7 protein-coding genes are annotated in these 17459 nt (G+C 70.7%); all 7 read right to left on the bottom strand.

Annotated elements, in window-relative coordinates; genetic code table 11:
• Nucleotides 1-3 precede the first annotated feature (3 nt).
• Nucleotides 4-2028, bottom strand: a complete 2025-nt coding sequence (locus OWM54_RS40245) for a RiPP maturation radical SAM C-methyltransferase (RefSeq protein ID WP_223747407.1) — start codon at nt 2026-2028, stop codon at nt 4-6.
• A gap of 20 nt (nt 2029-2048) precedes the next feature.
• Nucleotides 2049-4850: an SDR family NAD(P)-dependent oxidoreductase gene (locus OWM54_RS40240; RefSeq protein WP_267700763.1), complete on the bottom strand. Its 2802-nt coding sequence runs from the start codon at nt 4848-4850 to the stop codon at nt 2049-2051.
• Nucleotides 4851-4945: 95 nt separating this feature from the next.
• On the bottom strand, nt 4946-5428 hold the full coding sequence (locus OWM54_RS40235; RefSeq protein ID WP_223747406.1) for a hypothetical protein: 483 nt from the start codon (nt 5426-5428) through the stop codon (nt 4946-4948).
• A gap of 2 nt (nt 5429-5430) precedes the next feature.
• Nucleotides 5431-6570, bottom strand: coding sequence for an ArsA family ATPase (locus tag OWM54_RS40230; protein ID WP_267700762.1), 1140 nt, complete (start codon nt 6568-6570; stop codon nt 5431-5433).
• Nucleotides 6570-7670 (bottom strand): patatin-like phospholipase family protein, encoded by a 1101-nt coding sequence (locus OWM54_RS40225; protein WP_223747404.1) that lies wholly within the window; start codon nt 7668-7670, stop codon nt 6570-6572. The genes OWM54_RS40230 and OWM54_RS40225 overlap by 1 nt, the downstream gene beginning before the upstream one ends.
• The gene (locus OWM54_RS40220) at nt 7670-11965 is read right to left on the bottom strand and encodes an amino acid adenylation domain-containing protein (RefSeq protein WP_267700761.1); all 4296 of its coding nucleotides are present in this window, start codon (nt 11963-11965) and stop codon (nt 7670-7672) included. The genes OWM54_RS40225 and OWM54_RS40220 overlap by 1 nt, the downstream gene beginning before the upstream one ends.
• Nucleotides 11962-17457 (bottom strand): type I polyketide synthase, encoded by a 5496-nt coding sequence (locus OWM54_RS40215; protein ID WP_267700760.1) that lies wholly within the window; start codon nt 17455-17457, stop codon nt 11962-11964. Before OWM54_RS40215 ends, OWM54_RS40220 begins: the two co-directional genes overlap by 4 nt.
• Nucleotides 17458-17459 lie beyond the last annotated feature (2 nt).

Raw genomic sequence — 17459 nt, 5'->3', positions numbered from 1 at the left:
GGCCTAGGTCGAAGAGGCGACGAGCTGCGCGGGGCCGGGGCTCACCGCCGGCCTGGCCCCAAGACGGGCCCAGTCGATCGTGCCCAACTGCGCGGCCATCTTCAGGTCGATGATGCGCTGGCGCTCCGTGCGGTCCAGCACGAGGCTCAGGTGCTTCGCGCCCTCGCGGATGACCCAACCCCACTCCAGGAACCGCGCGAGCATCGCGTCGAAGTCCGCCGCCGGCATCGGGCCTCCCTCGCGCGACTCGTTCACCTTCTCGAGCCCGACACGAGCGCTCTGGATGGAGTCCATGGCCTTCAACAGCCGGATGCCGTCCACCGTCACCTCCGTCTCCCGCGACGCCCCGTCCCGCGTGTCCAGCACGTACGTCGCGCCATCGCGCGTCTTCAGCTCGAGCGTCACGCCCCGGCTGTACCCGTCGCGCCACTCCTCGGTCCGCTTCAGCGTGTCCTGGAGATAGACCGTCGGGTCGATGTCGCCCTCGAGGTCGTAGTCGAAGTAGTACGCGATGCGCCGGCGCTCCTCGGCGGGCAGCGCGGCGTAGACATAGTCATACGCCCACTTCTGGCGGACGTTCTTGAGGTTGTACTTCTCCGGCGTCTTCCAATACGGCGCGAACCGGTCCATGCGGATGCGCCCGCATCCTCCAGGCGGGGGCAGGTGGACGAGCGAGGGCATCAGCCGGGCCATCTCCGCGTACTCCTCGGGCGCCTCACCCGGGAAGCCGAAGAGGATGTTCCAGTTCACGTTGATGTCGAACTCCTCGCACCACTTGATGAGCTGGATGTTCTGCAGGCGCGTGGTGCCCTTGTCCATCAGCTCCAGGATGGGCGTGCTGAGGCTCTCGATGCCCGGCTGCAGCTCGGTGACCCCCCCGGCGACCATGAGCTCGAGCTGCTCCTTCCGGAGGTTGCTCTTCGTCTCATAGAACATGGTGATTTCGTCCCCCTGCTCGATGAGCGCGGGGAACACCGACTTGATGTATTTCAGGTCCAGGATGTTGTCGGCCATCATGAAGAAGTTGAAGCCGTAGCGACCCGCCAGCGTGCGCAGCTCCTGGACGAAGCGACCCGGGTCCTTGCTCCGGTACGCCATGCCGGAGCCGTTGAGGCCGCAGAAGGTGCAGTGCGACTTCGCCCCCCACCAGCAGCCACGTGACGACTCCGCCGTCAGGTTGGCGCGCTTGGCCATCGGCATGTCCTTGATGGCCTCGAAGTAGTGGTCGAAGTCCGGAATCGGCAGCGTGTCCATGGCCTCGAACGGCGGCGCGGCCACGTAGCGAGGCTGGGGGCGGCCGCCTCGGCGATCCAACACGCCCTTGACCAGGTCGACGATGACGCCCTCGCCCTCTCCGGAGACCACGTGGTCCATGAAGGGGAAGTTGTCCGAGAGCGCCTTGCCCATGTCGGCCTCGCAGTTGGCGCCGCCCATGATGAGCGTCAGCTCCTCGCGCGGGCGCAGCCGGCGCAGCTCCTTCGCCAGCGCGAGCGAGGCGACGCTCTGCTGGAACGTCGAGGTGAAGCCGATGACGCGCGGATTGTCCACGAGGATGTCCTGCGCCCACTGCCTGACGATGCGCGGGCTGTCCTCGCGCAGGGCGCGGATGAGCTCGCGGGCACGTCCCCAGTGCAGCGCCTGCTCACGCCGCGCGCCGCCCGAGGTGGCGCCCTCCGTGTGCTGCTTCACCTCCAGCAGCGGCGTCAGGCGGTCCGCGTACTCCTCCCAGTTCGAGGCCGCGTCGCCCCACAGCGCCGGAGCGAAGACCATCTCCCCCAGCAGCAGGTCCGGCGAGGCCGGCAGGAAGGCCATCTCCCCCGCGAGGATCTCCGGGGGCGTGGCGTAGGAGAGGTAGTAGTAGAGCTCCCAGCCGATCTGCCGCATGAACTGGACGTTGAGGTAGCGGACATCCGCCTGGATGCCGCTCCTGCCGAGCACCCCTATCAGCGTGCTCACGCCCAGCGCGGGCTGGTGTTCGGGGAGGAAGGGAGCAACGACGAAGCGGACCTGAACGGAATCACCAGACACGTTCCACTCCTTTGCGAATCTCAACGCAGGGCTTCGTAGAGAGAACCCGACAGCTCACCGATGCTCTTGCCCCCCAACAGCTCCTGGAGGGGGAACTCCACCCGCAGCTCCGCGTGCAGCAGCTTCTTGAGCTCCACGCCCATCAGGGAGTCGAGCCCCAGCTCATGCAGCGACTGCTCCGGCTCCGGGAGCTGGGTGACGCCCAGCTCCAGCACCTTCGCCACCCGCGCGCGGAACCACTCGAGCACCGCGCTCCGCCCGTCCTCCGCGGAGCCCTGGCGCACGCGGCGCAGCAGCTCGCGTCTGAGCTCCGCGCCCGCGTGACCCGCGCCAGCATCCCCACCGAAGTCCGCGAACAACGGCGGAGGCCCGTCCCCCGGAAGGCCGCCGAGGAACGTGGGCCAGTGGATGGGCATCACCCCCACCACCGCCGGCATCGGACCAAAGACCTGCTCCAGGATGGCGAATGCCTGCCTCGCAGGCACCAGGCCCACGCCGCGCTTGCGCATGCGCGCGTCCAGCGCCGCCTGGGCCTCGTCGCCGGGCTGAGTCCAGGCGCCCCAGCTCGAGCTCTGCCCTGGCAGGCCCTGGGAGCGTCGGTACTCGGCGAGCCCGTCCAGGAAGGCTGTCGCCGCCAGGTGGTTGCCCTGCCCCGAGGCGCCCATCAACGACGTGGACGAGGACAGCGAGAAGAAGAAGTCGAGCGGCGTGCCCGCGAGCCACCGGTGCAGGTTCCACGCACCGGCGACCTTGGCCGCGAACACCCGGCCCAGGCGCTCGCGCGTCTGGTGCACGAGGATGCCGTCGTCCACCTCCGTCGCCGCGTGGATGATGCCTCGCAGCGGCGGCATGCGCTTCGAGATGCCCGCCATCACGAAGTCGAGGTCCGAGTCCACCGACACACCCGCGAGCGAGATGATGGCCGCGCCCCGGGCCCGCATCTCCTTCACCTCCTCGGCGGACACGTCGCTCGCCCGCTTGCGCCCCAGGAGCACCAGGTTGCGCGCCCCGCGCTCCACCATCCACCGCGCCACCTGGAGGCCCAGTCCGCCCAGCCCTCCCGTCACCAGGTAGGTGGCGTCCGCCCTGAACTGGAGGCGTCCCGCGCCCTCCCAGTCCCACCGCCGATGCCGGGCCAGCCGCAGCACGTGGCGCCGCCCCTCGCGCAACAGGACCTGGTCCTCGTCGTCGCGGGAGCGCAGCTCCGTCCACAGCGCCTGAGCTCCGTCCTCGAGGTCGCGCCGCGGATCCAGGTCGACCCGGCGGCAGTCGAGCTCCGGGTGCTCATAGGCGATCGCCTTCCCCAAGCCCCAGAGTGGAGCCCCCAGCAGGCCCGGGAGCCCACCCGTGTCGTCGGCGCGCTGGGCGCCCCGCGTGGCCATCCAGAGTGAAGGCGAGGCCGGGTGGCTCGCGCCCGCCGTGAGCAGGGCCTGGGCGAGGTACAGCAGGCCGCCGCACGCATCGAGCGTCTCGTCCTGGAGCCGCGCGACGGTCAGCCCCTCCGGCTCCGGCACCTCGAGGCTCCACAGGTAGACGACCTGGGAAGGCACGAGCCCGGCGGCGGACAGCGCCTCCATCAACCGGAGGAAGGACTCCGGGTTCCGCGGGGGCACTTCGTAACCGCCGTCCTCGCGCTGTCGGAACACCTCGCCGCGGTGGACGAAGGTGCAGCGTCCCCCCGCCTCGCTCACGCGCCGCGAGAGCGCCTCGCCCACCCCTCCCTTGTCCGCGAAGACCAGGCAGTGCCCGGGCGACGGGGTGGCGTCCTCCGCGGGCGGAGGGCTGGCGACGGGTCGCCACGTGGGCGCATACACCCACGTGTGTGGCAGCTCGGCGTAGGGAGTCGCCGCCGTCAGCCTCTCGCGGTTCAGCGCCTCCAGCTGCCCTGACTCCATCCCACCGCGCCGCTCGGCGGTCAGCAGCAGATAGGCGGCCGCGCCGCCACGGAGCAGACCGCCCATCACCTCGTACGCGCGGGCCACCTGCGCACGCGCATCCTCGCCCCCCCAGCCCAGCTGCGACAGCCGCGCGTCCATCTGGGGCTCGTGGAGGAAGTTCCCCATCTCCCGGGCCGCGTCCACGCAGTCCACGACGAGGAAGCCATTCGTGGTGAGCCAGACGGCCAGCTCCTCGATGAGCGGCAGCGACAGTCGCTCGACGTGCGGCGGCGCCAGGCCCGTCTTCAGGAACACGTCCCCGAGGACCAGTCGCCCCCCTTCGCGGACCTTCTTCCCCAGGGCCGCGAAGAGAGCCCGCCGGTCCTCCGGAGGGACGAGGGCCTCCAGTCCGAAGGCGACATCGAAGCCCGGCTCCAGCGCGTCGGAGTCGAGCCCGCCCGTCACGACCTCGATGCGGCCCTCCAGCGCCTGGGCACGCACGCGCTCGCGGGCCGCCTCCGCCTCTCGGGACGAGGATGCATGACCGAAGACGCGGAACGTCCCGGGCCGTCGGGCCAGCGACACCCACTCGCGGCCTTCACCGCCGCCGAAGCCGAGGACCCGCTCGCACGCGGTGAGGTCCACCGACCGGAACAGCACCCCGCGCAGCTCGCGGTGCGCGTCCTCCAGGAGCCGGGCCTGCTCGTACGTCCGCGTCCCTCGCGCAGCGAGCACCCAGGAGAACGACGCGGCGACCTCCGGGAACGGCGCCAACGTCGCGAAGTCCTCCGTCCCCTCCTGGAGCAACACGTCCAGGCCAGGACGCGGACCCACCGCACGAGGTGCCGGGGCCCGCTTCAGCGCCAGCTCCAGCAGCGCCCTGCGCTCGGGTGAAAGCGCGGCGAGTCGCTCCGCGAGGATACGTCCCTGTCCCTCTTGTTCCATGAGACCGCCTCCTCGACGACACCTCGCCCGCGGTGGGACAGCGCCCACCGACGTGGCGAGGAAGACCGTGGATGCACGACGCGGACGACGTGGACTCAGGTGAGCGAAATCTTCTCCGGACCCGTGGTGCCGGGACGGCTGCCCGGCTCACCTTCCGTGCTCCTGGGGCGCTCCACCGCGCCATGGGTGGTGTGAGCCGGAGGACACGCGGCGTCGGGCCCATGGGCGTGAGCGACCCGCTCTCCGCGGAGCTTCGCGCTGGCCTCCTCCATCATCTGCTTGATGGTCATCATGCGCGGGCTGAGCGGCGACTCCGCGCACGAGGCCGCCGCACCGGCGACGCCCGGCCGGTACTCGCCCCGGATGGCCGAGTCGATGTGCTCCAGCTCGTGGATCTGCGCCTGGAGCAGGTGGGAGACCCCCTGCAGCACGTCCTTCTTCGCGCGGAAGAGCTGCTGGATGAAGCCCTTCCCTCCTGGAATCACGGCATCGACGACCTCCGCGACGCGGGCGCCTTCCTCGGGCTGCGTCTCCAACCGGAAGAAGTCCTTCGGCAAACGTCTGTTCTGCCAGACCATGTTCAAACCCTCTCTTTCTTGAACTCGACAACGAGTCTGTCGCCCTCCAGGCTCGCCCCGGCGGTGGCGAGTGGCGCGACCATCCTGGGGAGCAGGACATTGCGCCGGAGGGCACCTACCTGGATGACGAGCTCCGCCTCGCGCCGGGAGAGCGAGACCTCTTCCTTGCGCGCGAAGGGGAGCTGGACCTCCAGCCTGTACACATCCACGGCCTGCTTGCCGACGCCAACGCTGGGAGGCGTGCTCCCGAGCCGCGCCGGGTCTTCGCCTCGGTACAGCAGCGTCGCGAAGGCCTCGAGCGCCTCCTCCCCGACGATGTCCCGCCCCTGGAGCGCAATCCCTGTCACCGGGATGGAGCCGACCAGGTGCTGGAGGTTCTCGACCGCCGGGTGCCGGGCGAGGGCCGCATCCTCCCCCACCAGCGAGAGGCGATTGAGGATGATTCCATCCAGGGCAAGGCCTTGCAGACCGAACGCCGAGCAGGCCCTCCGGAGGCCCTGCTCGGTCCGGTGGTCATGCGTCGTCACCCACCGCACGCGCGTCACCGTGGGGTCTCGCAGCAGCGCGCCCACGTCCGTCAGCTTGTCGCTGACCGAGTGGAGGACATCCGGGTCCACGCGCGACGGCCGTGCCCGCCGAGCGCTCTGCTCCGGAGCCCTCGACCTGCGCGCATACCAGCCCACGGCGTCCGCGCCGCCGACGAAGCGCGGCGCGTCCCCCGCATCGATGACGATGAGGTCGTACGTCCGCGCGCGGCTGTGCTCGCCGAGCAGGAGGAGCGCCAGCAGCACCTCCACCCCCGGAGCGAGCGCCACCTCCTCCGCCGTCACGCCCTCCAGGCCACCACCGAGCAGCGCGGCCACCTCGCCGCGGCCCTCGCTCCAGCGGCGCTTCAGCTCCGACGTGACGTCGAGCTCCTGAAGGTGCAGCCGGTCATCGACGCGAACGGGCAGCCCCCGGGCCTCCGGGAGCACCGGCGCCACCAGGCCGAAGGCCCCACGCAGGTCTCGTGAGGAGTCGAAGGAAAAGACCAACGTGCGCTGGCCCCGACGCGAGGCCGCAAGGCCCGTCGCCGCCGCCACCGTCGTCCGGCCCGCGCCGCCGCTCCCCGAGACCAGGAGGACTTGCGTCGTCTCAGCCATCAGGTTCCCACCTGTGAGGGCTGCGTGTCCTGCCGCGAGTCGCCCAGCCAGCCGGACTTCTCGAGCCAGTGCCGCGTGCGCTGGAGCTGGTCCATGGTGGACTGCTGACTCAGCAGTTGGACGAGCGCCGCCTCCACATGCTTCGCGTCGTAGGCGGAGATGCGCTGCTCCACGATGGGGTCCAGCCGGAAGTACTTCTTCCGGAGGATCATCCGGCACTGGTAGTTCACCGCGTCCGAGCCCGCCTCCAGCAACATCTTCACCAGCACCATCGGGTCTCGGGTGTCCAACAGCCACCGGGCGAAGCCCCAGTTGGACTCACCGCTCCGGAAGGTGGGCGAGAGGAAGGAGGACATGATGCCGTTGCCCATGGACAGCACCAGGATGGAGTCCAGGCTGGGCGGCTCGGTCGCCAGCGTGTCCACCTGCTCGTGCTTGTTCTTGCGGGAGCTGTTGTTGATGGCCTGGGCCAGCCCCACGAGCGAGGGATTGTTGGCGTACAGCCCGCCATCCACGTAGCCGCTGCCCCGCTCCTTGAGCCCCTGGTAGATGGGATAGGAGAGCGGCGGCGAGCCGCTGCGCATCAGGACGTCGATGAGCAGCTCATTCATGTCCGGGTCGTTCTCCGGGCCCGTGTTGTGGAAGATCTTCGATTTCCACGTCCGCACGCCCTTGCGCTGTCCGTCGAGCTGGAAGCTCGGGATGACGACCTTGCGCTTCAGATCGCCCAGCCGCGTCGTCATCCCGAAGTAGCCGCCCAGGAAGTCGCGCATGTAGTTCGAGTCGAGGAAGGAGCTGGCGCCCGTCAGGGCCAGCAGCGTGCGTCCCAGGGAGACGCCCTTCCTGTTCATGGCGACGGCCTCGCCCCAGAACTGGAGGCTCTTGTCGTAGGCGCTGTCCGGGTCCGCCGCGCTGGCGAAGAAGGCCGCGTTGAACGAGCCCGCGGAGGTGCCTACGAAGAGGTCCACCTGATTGAGCAGGGCCCGTCGGTCTCCTCCCGCGTCGAGCGTCTGTCGGAGCGCTCCGAGCATGCCCGTGGTGACGTAGCCCTCCCCTCCACTGATGGAGGAACCATCCATTGACAGGATCCGGTGCGGCATCACGCGACCTCCTTCGAGAACTGCGCCTTCCACCCATTCGCGGGCAGGAGCGCCCGAGAAGGTTCTTGTCCGGGCACTCCGGGCAGGGCCGCGTCCAGGCATTGCTGGAGCCGCGAGGCCAGCACCGCGGCGTTCTTCTCATCCATGACGAGTGTCATGTGATTGCCGGGGACCACGATGACCTGCAAGCCATTGGGCGCGAACCTGCGCACGCTGTCGACCAGCGAATCCCGCCCCTGGCTCGGGGGCTCGGCCCGGAAGAGCGTGGCGCGGCCCCCGTACGCGGTGAAGGTGTAGGAGCGCTCCGCCCGCAGGGTGACCAACATGTTCCGCGCCGTTCGCGACACGTCCTTCAGGAACCTGCGCAGGTACGTGCGCTGCCCGCCCGAGTCCTTGCGCCAGAGGTCCTTGGGCGTCTCCGGGAGGCTGATGCCCATCCACTCGCCCACGAGCCGGAGGTTCTCGTAGTCCCGCGGCAGCGGCGTCTGCGCCAGCACCTTCACCAGCTGCGAGCCCGTGGAGACCGCCTGCCGGAGGTCCCGACTGTCCTGCGCGGCCTTGCGGTCGAGTGAGGCGCCATCAATCAGGCCGAGCAGCGCGACCTGCTCTCCCTGCGCCTCGAGCTGGCGCGCCATCTCGCACACGATGATGCCGCCGAAGGACCACCCCGCGAGGCGATACGGCCCCCGAGGCTGCATCCGCCGCATGATGTCCACGTAGTGCGCCGCCGCCTCCTCGATGGTGGCCCTGGGGGCGCTGTCGTCCAGCAGCCCCGGCATCTGGAAGCCGAAGACGGGCTGCTCGGGGCTCAGGTGGCGGGTGAGCGAGACATAGACGGCGGGATTGCCCGCGGAGGGAGGCGCGACGAACAGCGGCGGGTTGCGCCCCTGGGGCCTCAGCACCACCACGCCCTCGGGCAGGCGCGGCGCGAGCACTCCGGCCTGCGCGTCGACCCACCGGGCGAGTCCCTCCACCGTGGGTCGCTCGAAGAGTTCGTTGAGGGGGACCTCCACGTCCAGCACGCTCCGGATGCGCGCGATGAGGGTGACGGCGAGCAGCGAGTGCCCGCCCAGGTCGAAGAAGCTGTCGCCGGGAGCCACGGCGTCGAGCCCCAGCAGCTCGCGGAAGAGGGCCTGGAGCTTTCGCTCCGTGTCGGTCAGCACGCCGGATTCGCGCACGGCGAGGCCCCGGGTCCGTGGCCCTGCCTCCGCGCTGGGAAGCGCCTTGCGGTCGACCTTGCCGCTGGGCGTGAGCGGCAGCACGTCGAGGATGAGGAGGACCGACGGGCGCATGTATTCGGGGAGTTCTCCCTGGAGGAACTCGCGCAGCACGCGCTCCAGGTCCTCACCCGGCGCTCGCGGCTCCGAGGGCTGGACGTAGGCGACGAGGCGCGGCTCCTGTCCCGGAGCGCGCTGCAACACCACGGCGGCGTGGGTGACCCTCGGGTGCCGCGCGAGGGCGGCCTCCACCTCTCCGGACTCGACGCGGTGACCACGAATCTTGAGCTGGTCGTCCAACCGCCCCAGGAACTCGAGCGTGCCGTCCGGCAGATACCGGGCCAGATCTCCCGTGCGATACAGCCGCGCGCCCGCCTCGAAGGGGTCGGGCACGAAGCGCTCGGCTGTCAGGTCCGGGCGCCCCAGGTATCCCCGGGCCAGCCCCACGCCGCCGATGTACAGCTCCCCCGACACGCCGACGGCCACCGGCTGCCCCCAGCGGTCCAGGACATACAGCGCGGTGTTCGAGATGGGCTTGCCGATGGGGATGCGCTCGGGGAGCGCGCCGCCGTCCGCGGGCACGTCGTGGAAGCAGCACGCCACGGCGGCCTCCGTGGGGCCGTACTCGTTGATGACGCGCGTGGGGAGGCGCAGGGCACGCCACGTCTCCAGGTCTCCACCGTGGAGTCCCTCGCCACCGAGGACGACCGCATGGGTGCGCTCCAGCACCTCGCGCAGCCGCCCCAGCCCGTCGAACGCGCGCAGGTGCGAGGGCGTCAGCTTGATGAAGCTGAAGCCCTGCTCGGGGTAGTCCCTGGAGGACAGCAGGTCCAGCTCCCGCCCCCGTGGCAGCAGGAACAGCGCGCGGCCCGAGATGAGCGGCGCGAAGAGGCTGGTCAGCGTGCCGTCGAAGCTGATGGACCCGAGCACCGGGCTCCCCGTGCCCTCGTCGAGCCGGTACGTCCGCACGCTCCACTTCAGATAGTTGACGATGCTCCGGTGCGTGACCTCCGTGCCCTTCGGCTGGCCCGTGGAGCCGGAGGTGTAGAGGACGTAGGCCAGGTGGTCCGGGGTGACGTCACGGCGCAGGTGCACACCGGTGGCGTCCGGGAGCCGCTCCGCCGCCGCGTCCACGTGGAGGACCGTCATGCCGGCCTCCAGCTCCGGGTGTGTCCCGGAGGTGAGCAGCACCCGCGGACGGGCGTCGTCGAGGATGCGCCGCAGTCGCGCGTGCGGCTCGTCGGGGTCGAGCGCGAGGAACACGCCGCCCGCCTTGAGCACCGCCAGCAGGCTCACGATGAGCCGGGGCGAGCGCTCCATGCAGAGGCCCACCCGCGTCTCGGGCCCCACGCCCAGCGCCTGCAGCGCCGCCGCGAGTCGGTCCGCGCGCTGGTCCAGCTCGCCATAGGTCAGCTCCCAGTCCCCCATGACGAGCGCGCAGGCGTCCGGCGTCCGCGCCGCGCGGGCCTCGAACAGCACGTGCAGGCACGGCCCGTCCGCGCCCTCCCCTCGCGTGTCGTTCCACTGCCGGAGGAGGCGCTCGCGCGCGTCCGCGGGCAGCAACGGGAGCTCGCCCACCGGGCACTGGGGCTCGGTGACCAACCCCCGCAGCAGTTGCTGGAAGCAGTCCGCGTAGTGCTGGACGGTGCCCTGGTCGAAGAGGCCCCGGTTGAACACGAAGCGCACCGTGAGCCGGTCGCCGTGGTCCTCCACGAAGAGGTCCAGGTCGAAGCGCGAGGTGGTGGTCTCGAACTCGAGCGGGAGGATGTTCATCCCGCTCGGCGCCGGCGTGCCTTCCATGGCCCGCGTCCACGAGAACACGGTCTGGAACAGGGGATTGTAGCCGGGGTTGCGCGGGGGCTTCAGCTCCTCGACGAGCAGGTCGAAGGGCAGGTCCTGATGAGCGAAGGCGTCGAGCACCACCTCCCGGACGCGCTTCACCACGGTGGAGAAGTCCGGACGGCCCCCCAGGTCCACTCGCATCACCAGGTTGTCGACGAAGAAGCCCACCAGCGGCTCCAGCTCGGTGCGGGTCCGGTTGATGGAGTTCGCGCCGATGACCAGGTCCTCCTGTCCGGTGAGCCGGTGCAGCAGGACGAAGAAGGCGCCCAGCATGCCCATGAAGGGTGTGGCGTTGGCCGCATGGCTCAGGGTCTTCAGCGCCTCGGTGAGCGGGGCCTCCACCTCGAGGCGGACCTCGCCTCCCGCATAGGTCCGCACCCGGGGACGCGGGCGGTCCGTGGGGAGCTCCAGCAGCGGAGGCATCCCGGCCAGTCGCCGCTTCCAGGCATCCACCAGCTCGCGGCGGACCTCGCCCCGCAGGTGCCCCCGCTGCCAGATGGCGAAATCGGAGTACTGCAGCGGCAAGGGAGGCAGAGGAGAGGGCCGCCCCTGGACGAAGGCCGCGTAGAGGGCCGTCAGCTCGCGGATGATGAGGCCGCGCGCCCAGACATCCGCCGAGATGTGATGCAGGCAGGCCTGGACGTACTGGCCTTGGGGCCCCCGGTCGACCACGAGGATGCGGATCAACGGGCCCTCGGACAAATCGAAGGGCCGCTCCCCTTCGCGGCGCAGGAACGCCTCCGTGCCCGAGGGCTCATAGGCGAACACCTCCGCCTCATCCATCACCTCGAACTCGAGCCGAGGCTCGGGGTCGACGAGCTGCACCGGGACGCCCTCCTGCTCGGCGTAGCGCGTGCGGAGGATTTCGTGACGGCGGACGATCTCGACGAAGCAGCGCTCCAGGATCCCCACGTCGAGATGTCCCTCGACCCGCATGGGCATCACCAGGTTGTAGCTGGCGCCTCCGGGTTCGAGCCGGTCGAGGAACCACAGCCGCTGCTGTCCGAACGACAGCGGGGCTGGCCCCGTGCGCTCGACGGGGGTGATGGGGCGCTCCTCGTCCACCCGCTGGCGCTCTCTCAGCAGCGCCAGCAGCTCCTGCTTGTGCTCGGCGAGCACCTTCAGGAGCTCCTCGCCCGCGGCCCCCTTCGGGCCTCGGAGCTTCAATTGCTCGCCCTCGGCACGGACCTCGAGGCCCCGCCGATTCAGCTCGGCGAGCAGCTCACCCATCCTCATAGCGTCAGCTCCTCGACCTCGGACTGCGCGGCGGAGACGGGGACACGCGCGAGCAGCTCGCTGAGCTCGAGCTGCTCGTGCAGCGCCTCCACGATTCCGGCGACACCGGTGCCGTCGATGAAGCGGGCCATGGGCAGGTCCACCCCCAGCTCGCGACCCATGCGGTTCTTCAGCTCGACGGCGCGCAGCGAGTCGAGCCCCATCTCGTTGAGGGAGATCTTCTTCTGGAGCACCTCGTGCTCCGGCGGGAACCCGAGCAACGGCGCCAACCGGCCCCGCACGTAGTGCGTCAGGAGCCCTCGCCGACGCGCGCCATCCGAGCGCGTGAACTCCTCCAGCAGCTCCACCATCCGGCCCGTGCCGGCGGAGGGCGCCTTCTCACGCGCCGCCAGTTCGGAGAACAGGGCGCCGTGGACCTCGGAGAGCGAAGCCCCCTGCGTGGAGGGGTCGAAGGGCAGCACCCCCACCTGCGCGACCTCCCGGCCCAGCAGCTCCTCGAGCAAACGCAGCGCCCGCTGGGGCGGAAGGCCTGTGACGCCCGCTGTCGCCGTGCGTCCCCTCGCCTTCTGGGCCATTCCCTCGCCGGCCCACTGTCCCCAGTTGACGCTGAGCGCGGGCAGCGACCTCGCGCGGCGGTGGTGCGCCAGCGCGTCGAGGAAGGTGTTGGCGGCCATGTAGTTGGCCTGCCCGGCGACGCCGACGAGCGACGCCGCGGACGAGTACATGACGAAGAGGTCGAGCGGCAGGCCGGCCGTCGCGTGATGCAGGTTCCACGCGCCCATCACCTTGGGCGCGAGCACACGCTCCAGACGCTCCCGGTCCTGCCGCAGGAACACGCCGTCCTCCAGCACGCCCGCCGCGTGGAAGATGCCTCGCAGCCGGGTGCCTCTCCCGGCGAGGTCCTCCAGGACGCGCCGCACGTCGTCCAGGCGCGAGACATCCGCGCGCGCCACCGTGACCTCACAGCCGCGCGCGCCCAGCTCGTCGAGTCGCGGCTTCGTCGCTTCTGTCGGTGCGCCTCGGCCGACCAGGACCAGGTGACGGGCGCCGGCTTCCACCAACCACGCGGCGGTGGCGAGCCCGAGCGCGCCCAAGCCTCCGGTGATGAGATACGCGCCATCGGCGTGCACACCCATCGGGCGGGGGGTGTTCGACGGCGCGACGGGCCGCGTGAGCCGAGCGCCAAGGAGCCGAGCGCCTCGGAGCGCCAGCAGGTTCTCCCCTGTCACGCGGGTCATCCGCTCGAACAACCGCGAGGCGGCGTCCTCGCCGTCGTCCAGGTCCACCAACCGGCACCCCAGCTCCGGATGTTCGATGGCGGCCGCGCGTCCAAGTCCCCAGAGCATCGACTGCGCGAGGCCATCCACGGTGTCCCCTGGTGCGGCCGCGACGGCGCCTCGGCTCACCAGCCACAGCGCCGGCCGCTGGGCCCAGCTCGCGCGCGCCATGGCCTGCACGAGGTGGAGGACGCCCGTCGCGCTCCGTGCGGTTGCCCCCATGAGGGAATCCGGTGAGAGCGCCTCGGCCCGGCGCTCGTCGAGCCCCCAGAGGCAGACGACCGTCGTCGGCGCGGCCCCCTCGTCGGACAGCGCCTGGAGGAGTCGGACGAAGCCGTCTGGATCGCTCGGGTCGACATGGACGTGGCCCGGCTCGTCGCTCGCGTCCGGCGTCACCCAGACACATGTTCCACCGTGACGCTGGACCTGCGCCTTCAGGCCCTCCGCGACGCCGCCCGAGTCCGCGAGCAACAACCAACGCTGGGTCTGGAGGGAAGTCGGTGTCCGGGTCGGAGGAAAATCCAGCTCGCGCCACGCCAGCTCGAGGAGCAGCTCCCGCGTGGAGCCGGAGAGGGACGTCGAGAGCGCTCGCCGGTCGATGCGCTTCAGCAGCAGCCCCTCGACCTCGGCGATGACCTCCCCTGTCTCCCCGAGGATGCGCAGGTCGATGCTCAAGAGCTCATCGGAGGCGGAGGCTCGCTCGTCGTGGCGTGCGTGGACCCAGGCGCTGCTCCCGGGCTTCTTGAACCAGCGCAGGCGCTGGATGGCGACCGGCATCCGTTGGCGGTGGTCCCGTGCCTCGCTGGCCTCCTCCATGAACAGGGCCGCGACGGTCTGGAAGCAGGCGTCGAGGATGAGCGGATGCAGCCGGTACTCGCCCATCCCGATGACCTGGTTGTCGGGCAGCCGGACATGGGCGAGGCAGGCGTTCTTCCCGAACCTCAGCGCATCGATGGCACGGAACGACGGGCCGTACTCGATGCCATGGCGAGCCATCAGCGCGTAGAACGGCTCGACCGGTCGCGGCGGGGAGAAGCGCGCGAGCAGCCCGGCCTTCAGCTCGACGTGTCGCGCGGACTCGCGATGCTCCGCGAGATAACCATGGGCGAGGCGAGCCCAGTCCCCCTCGGCGCCCGTCGTCTCCTGACTGTAGATCTCGAAGTGCGTGCGCCCTTCCCCTGGCGTCAGCACCGTCTGGACCTCACGGCCCTCGGCCTCGCCGAGCACGAGCGGGCGCTCCAGCTCGAACGAGAGCACGTCGAACGACGCCTCCGGCGACGCCGTGAAGTGCGCGGCCCCCAGCGCCATCTCGACGTAGCAGGCGGCCGGCAGCACCGTCGCGCCGAAGACCCGATGCTCGGCGAGGAACGAGGGCTCCCGGATACCCAGGCGCGCCGCGAAGCGCGTCCCCTTCGTCCCCGCGAGTGACAACGGTGCGCCCGCGAGCAGAGGGGAACTGGCGCGAGCCGTCCTCCGCTCCGCCATGGAGCCCCCCGTCGGGGAGTCGATCCAATAGCGCTCGCGACGGAAGGGGTACGTCGGGAGGGTGACGGACCGCCGCTCGAAGGGTGCATCGAACGCGCTCCAGTCCACCTCGAAGCCCCGCTCGTAGAGAGCGCCCAGGACGGTGAGCAGCTGCGCTGTCTCGCCAGAGGAGGGACGCAGGCTCGGAAGCCAGCTCAGCGCCTCCTCGTGGGGGTAGCTGCGCAGGCCGAGGCCGGTGAGGACCGGCGTGGGCCCCACCTCCAGGAACGTGCGGTGCTTCTGTTCACGCAATGTCTCCAGCGCGTCGGCGAAGCGGACGGGCTCGCGCAGGTGGCGGCACCAGTACGCGGGGCGGGTCAGCGCCTCCGAGACGAGCCCGTCCTCCAGCGTGGAGACGAAGGGGAGCCGTGGCGCTGCGAGCGCCACCCCGTCGAAGCACGCCTCGAACGCCGTCACCACCGGCTCCATGAGCGGCGAGTGGAAGGCGTGGGTGACGGACAGCGGCCTGCAGCCGATGCCCTCACGCGACAGACGCGCCGCGACCTCGGAGAGCGCCGCGCGGTCTCCGGAGATGACCAGGTCCTGAGGACCGTTGACCGCCGCGAGCGAGATGAGCTGGGAGAGCGGCGCGAGCGTCGGAGCAAGCACCTCCAGCGTGGCGTTGACGGCCAGCATCGCGCCCTCGCCCGGGGCCTCATGGATGAGCCGGGAGCGCGCGACGACCAGCTTCAGCGCGTCCTCGATGGACAGGACTCCGGCGACCACGGCGGCCGCGTACTCGCCCAGGCTGTGACCGACCACCGCTCCTGGGACGATGCCCCACGACGACCACAGCTCGCAGAGCGCGTATTCGAGCGCCACGAGCGCGGGCTGGGCGTAGCGCGTGTCCGCGAGCAAGGAGGAGGACTGCTCGCCATGCAGGATGTCCTCGAGCCTGGGTTCGAGCAGCCCCTTCAGCGCCTCCGAGCACCGCTGCACCGCCGCATGGAACACGGGCCAGGTCTGCGCGAGCTCGCGCCCCACCCCGGGACGCAGCGAGCCCTGCCCCGTGAACAGGAAGACCGGCCTCGGGCCCTCCGTCCCCCGTCGAGGCTCGCGCTGGGGCTGGGTCCTCCCCGCGCCCAGACGCGACAGGCCCGCCCGGAGCTCGGCCGCGTTCGCGCCCGAGACCGCCGCACGGTGCTCGAAGTGGGAGCGACCGACGTTGGCCGTGTAGCACCAGTCTCCGAGCATTTCGCCCTCGTCGGGCAGCGTGGACGCATGCACCTCCACCAGCGCCTCGAGCGCGGCCTCGGTCTTGGCCGACAGGGTCAGCAGGTGGACGGGGCGCTCACGCACCACCGGAGGGCGAGGCAGCAGCGGGGCCTCCTCCACCACGAGGTGCACGTTGGTGCCGCTGAAGCCGAAGCTGCTCAGGCCCGCGAGCCGCCGCTGTTCCCCTCGCGGCCAGGGCTGCAGCGCGGTGGGGATGACCACCGGCAGGTCCTCCCAGCGGATGTTCGGGTTCGGCCGCGAGAAGTGGAGGTGCGCGGGGATGGCCTCGTGCCGCAAGGCCAGCAGCACCTTGATGAGCCCCGCGATTCCGGCCGCGGCCTCCAGGTGTCCGATGTTCGTCTTCACGGAGCCGACGAACAGCGGCGAGGCTCGCGCGGGCGCGCGGCCGAAGACCGAGCGGAGCGCCTCCATCTCGATGGGGTCGCCGAGCGACGTCCCCGTGCCGTGGGCCTCGACGTAGCCCACCTGCTCGGGCTCCACGCCGCAGCCCTCCAGCGCCATGCGGATGACGCGCTCCTGCGCGCGCCCGTTCGGCACCATCAAGCCGCTGCTGCGTCCATCGTGGTTGAGCGCCGAGCCCCGGATGACGCCGAGGATGGGGTTGCCCTGGGCCAGCGCGTCCGACAGGCGCTTGAGCACGACGACGCCGCACCCTTCCCCGCGCGAGAAGCCATCCGCCGACGCATCGAAGGTCTTGCACCGACCATCGACCGCCAGCATCCGGTTCTGGCACTCGAACATCATGGTGATGGGGGACAGGCTCAGGCTGACGCCTCCCGCGAGGGCCAGGTCGCTCTCGTCGTTGCGCAGGCTCTGGCACGCCAGGTGGACGGCGACCGCGGAGGATGAACAGGCGGTGTCCACGGTGAGCGCCGGCCCCTGGAGGCCCAGCGTGTGGGCGATGCGCCCCGCCGCCATGGACGGGTAGTTGAGGGACGCGGAGTGCATCTCCACGCCCGCGGTGATGCCGAGCACGTTGTAGTCGTTGTGCATCAGCCCCACGAAGACACCGGTGCGGCTCCCGGTCAGCCCCGCGGGAGGGATGCCCGCGCGCTCCAGGGAGCGCCAGCACTCCTCGAGCAGCATGCGCTGCTGCGGATCCATGTCCTTCGCGTCGCGCGGAGGGATGCCGAAGAACGCGGGCTCGAACAGGTCGACGTTCTCGATGAAGGCGCCCCGGCGCGTGTACACCTTCCCCTTCGCGCCCGGCGTGGGGTCGTAGATTTCGTCGATGTTCCAGCGCTCGGGAGGCACCTCGCGGGTCGCATCGCCTCCCTCGCGGAGGAATTGCCAGAAGGTCTCCGGCAGCTCGCCTCCGCCAGGGAAGCGGCAGGACATGCCGACGACGGCGATGGGCTCCGCGGCCAGGAGGTCCTTCTTGGCGCGGAGCTGGTTCGCGAGATAGGCGAGCTTGACGGCCGGCAGCTCGCAGATGCGTGTCGGTAGTTTCGCCATCC

The organism is Myxococcus sp. MISCRS1, assembly GCF_026626605.1.
GTDB classification, from domain to species: domain Bacteria; phylum Myxococcota; class Myxococcia; order Myxococcales; family Myxococcaceae; genus Myxococcus; species Myxococcus fulvus.
This window is presented reverse-complemented; position numbering and strand designations above follow the sequence as displayed.

Coding starts and splice junctions, on each gene's coding strand:
- OWM54_RS40215 (WP_267700760.1), bottom strand. CDS start 17,457: ATGGCGAAACTACCGACACGCATCTGCGAGCTGCCGGCCGTCAAGCTC.
- OWM54_RS40230 (WP_267700762.1), bottom strand. CDS start 6,570: ATGGCTGAGACGACGCAAGTCCTCCTGGTCTCGGGGAGCGGCGGCGCG.
- OWM54_RS40225 (WP_223747404.1), bottom strand. CDS start 7,670: ATGCCGCACCGGATCCTGTCAATGGATGGTTCCTCCATCAGTGGAGGG.
- OWM54_RS40235 (WP_223747406.1), bottom strand. CDS start 5,428: ATGGTCTGGCAGAACAGACGTTTGCCGAAGGACTTCTTCCGGTTGGAG.
- OWM54_RS40220 (WP_267700761.1), bottom strand. CDS start 11,965: ATGAGGATGGGTGAGCTGCTCGCCGAGCTGAATCGGCGGGGCCTCGAG.
- OWM54_RS40240 (WP_267700763.1), bottom strand. CDS start 4,850: ATGGAACAAGAGGGACAGGGACGTATCCTCGCGGAGCGACTCGCCGCG.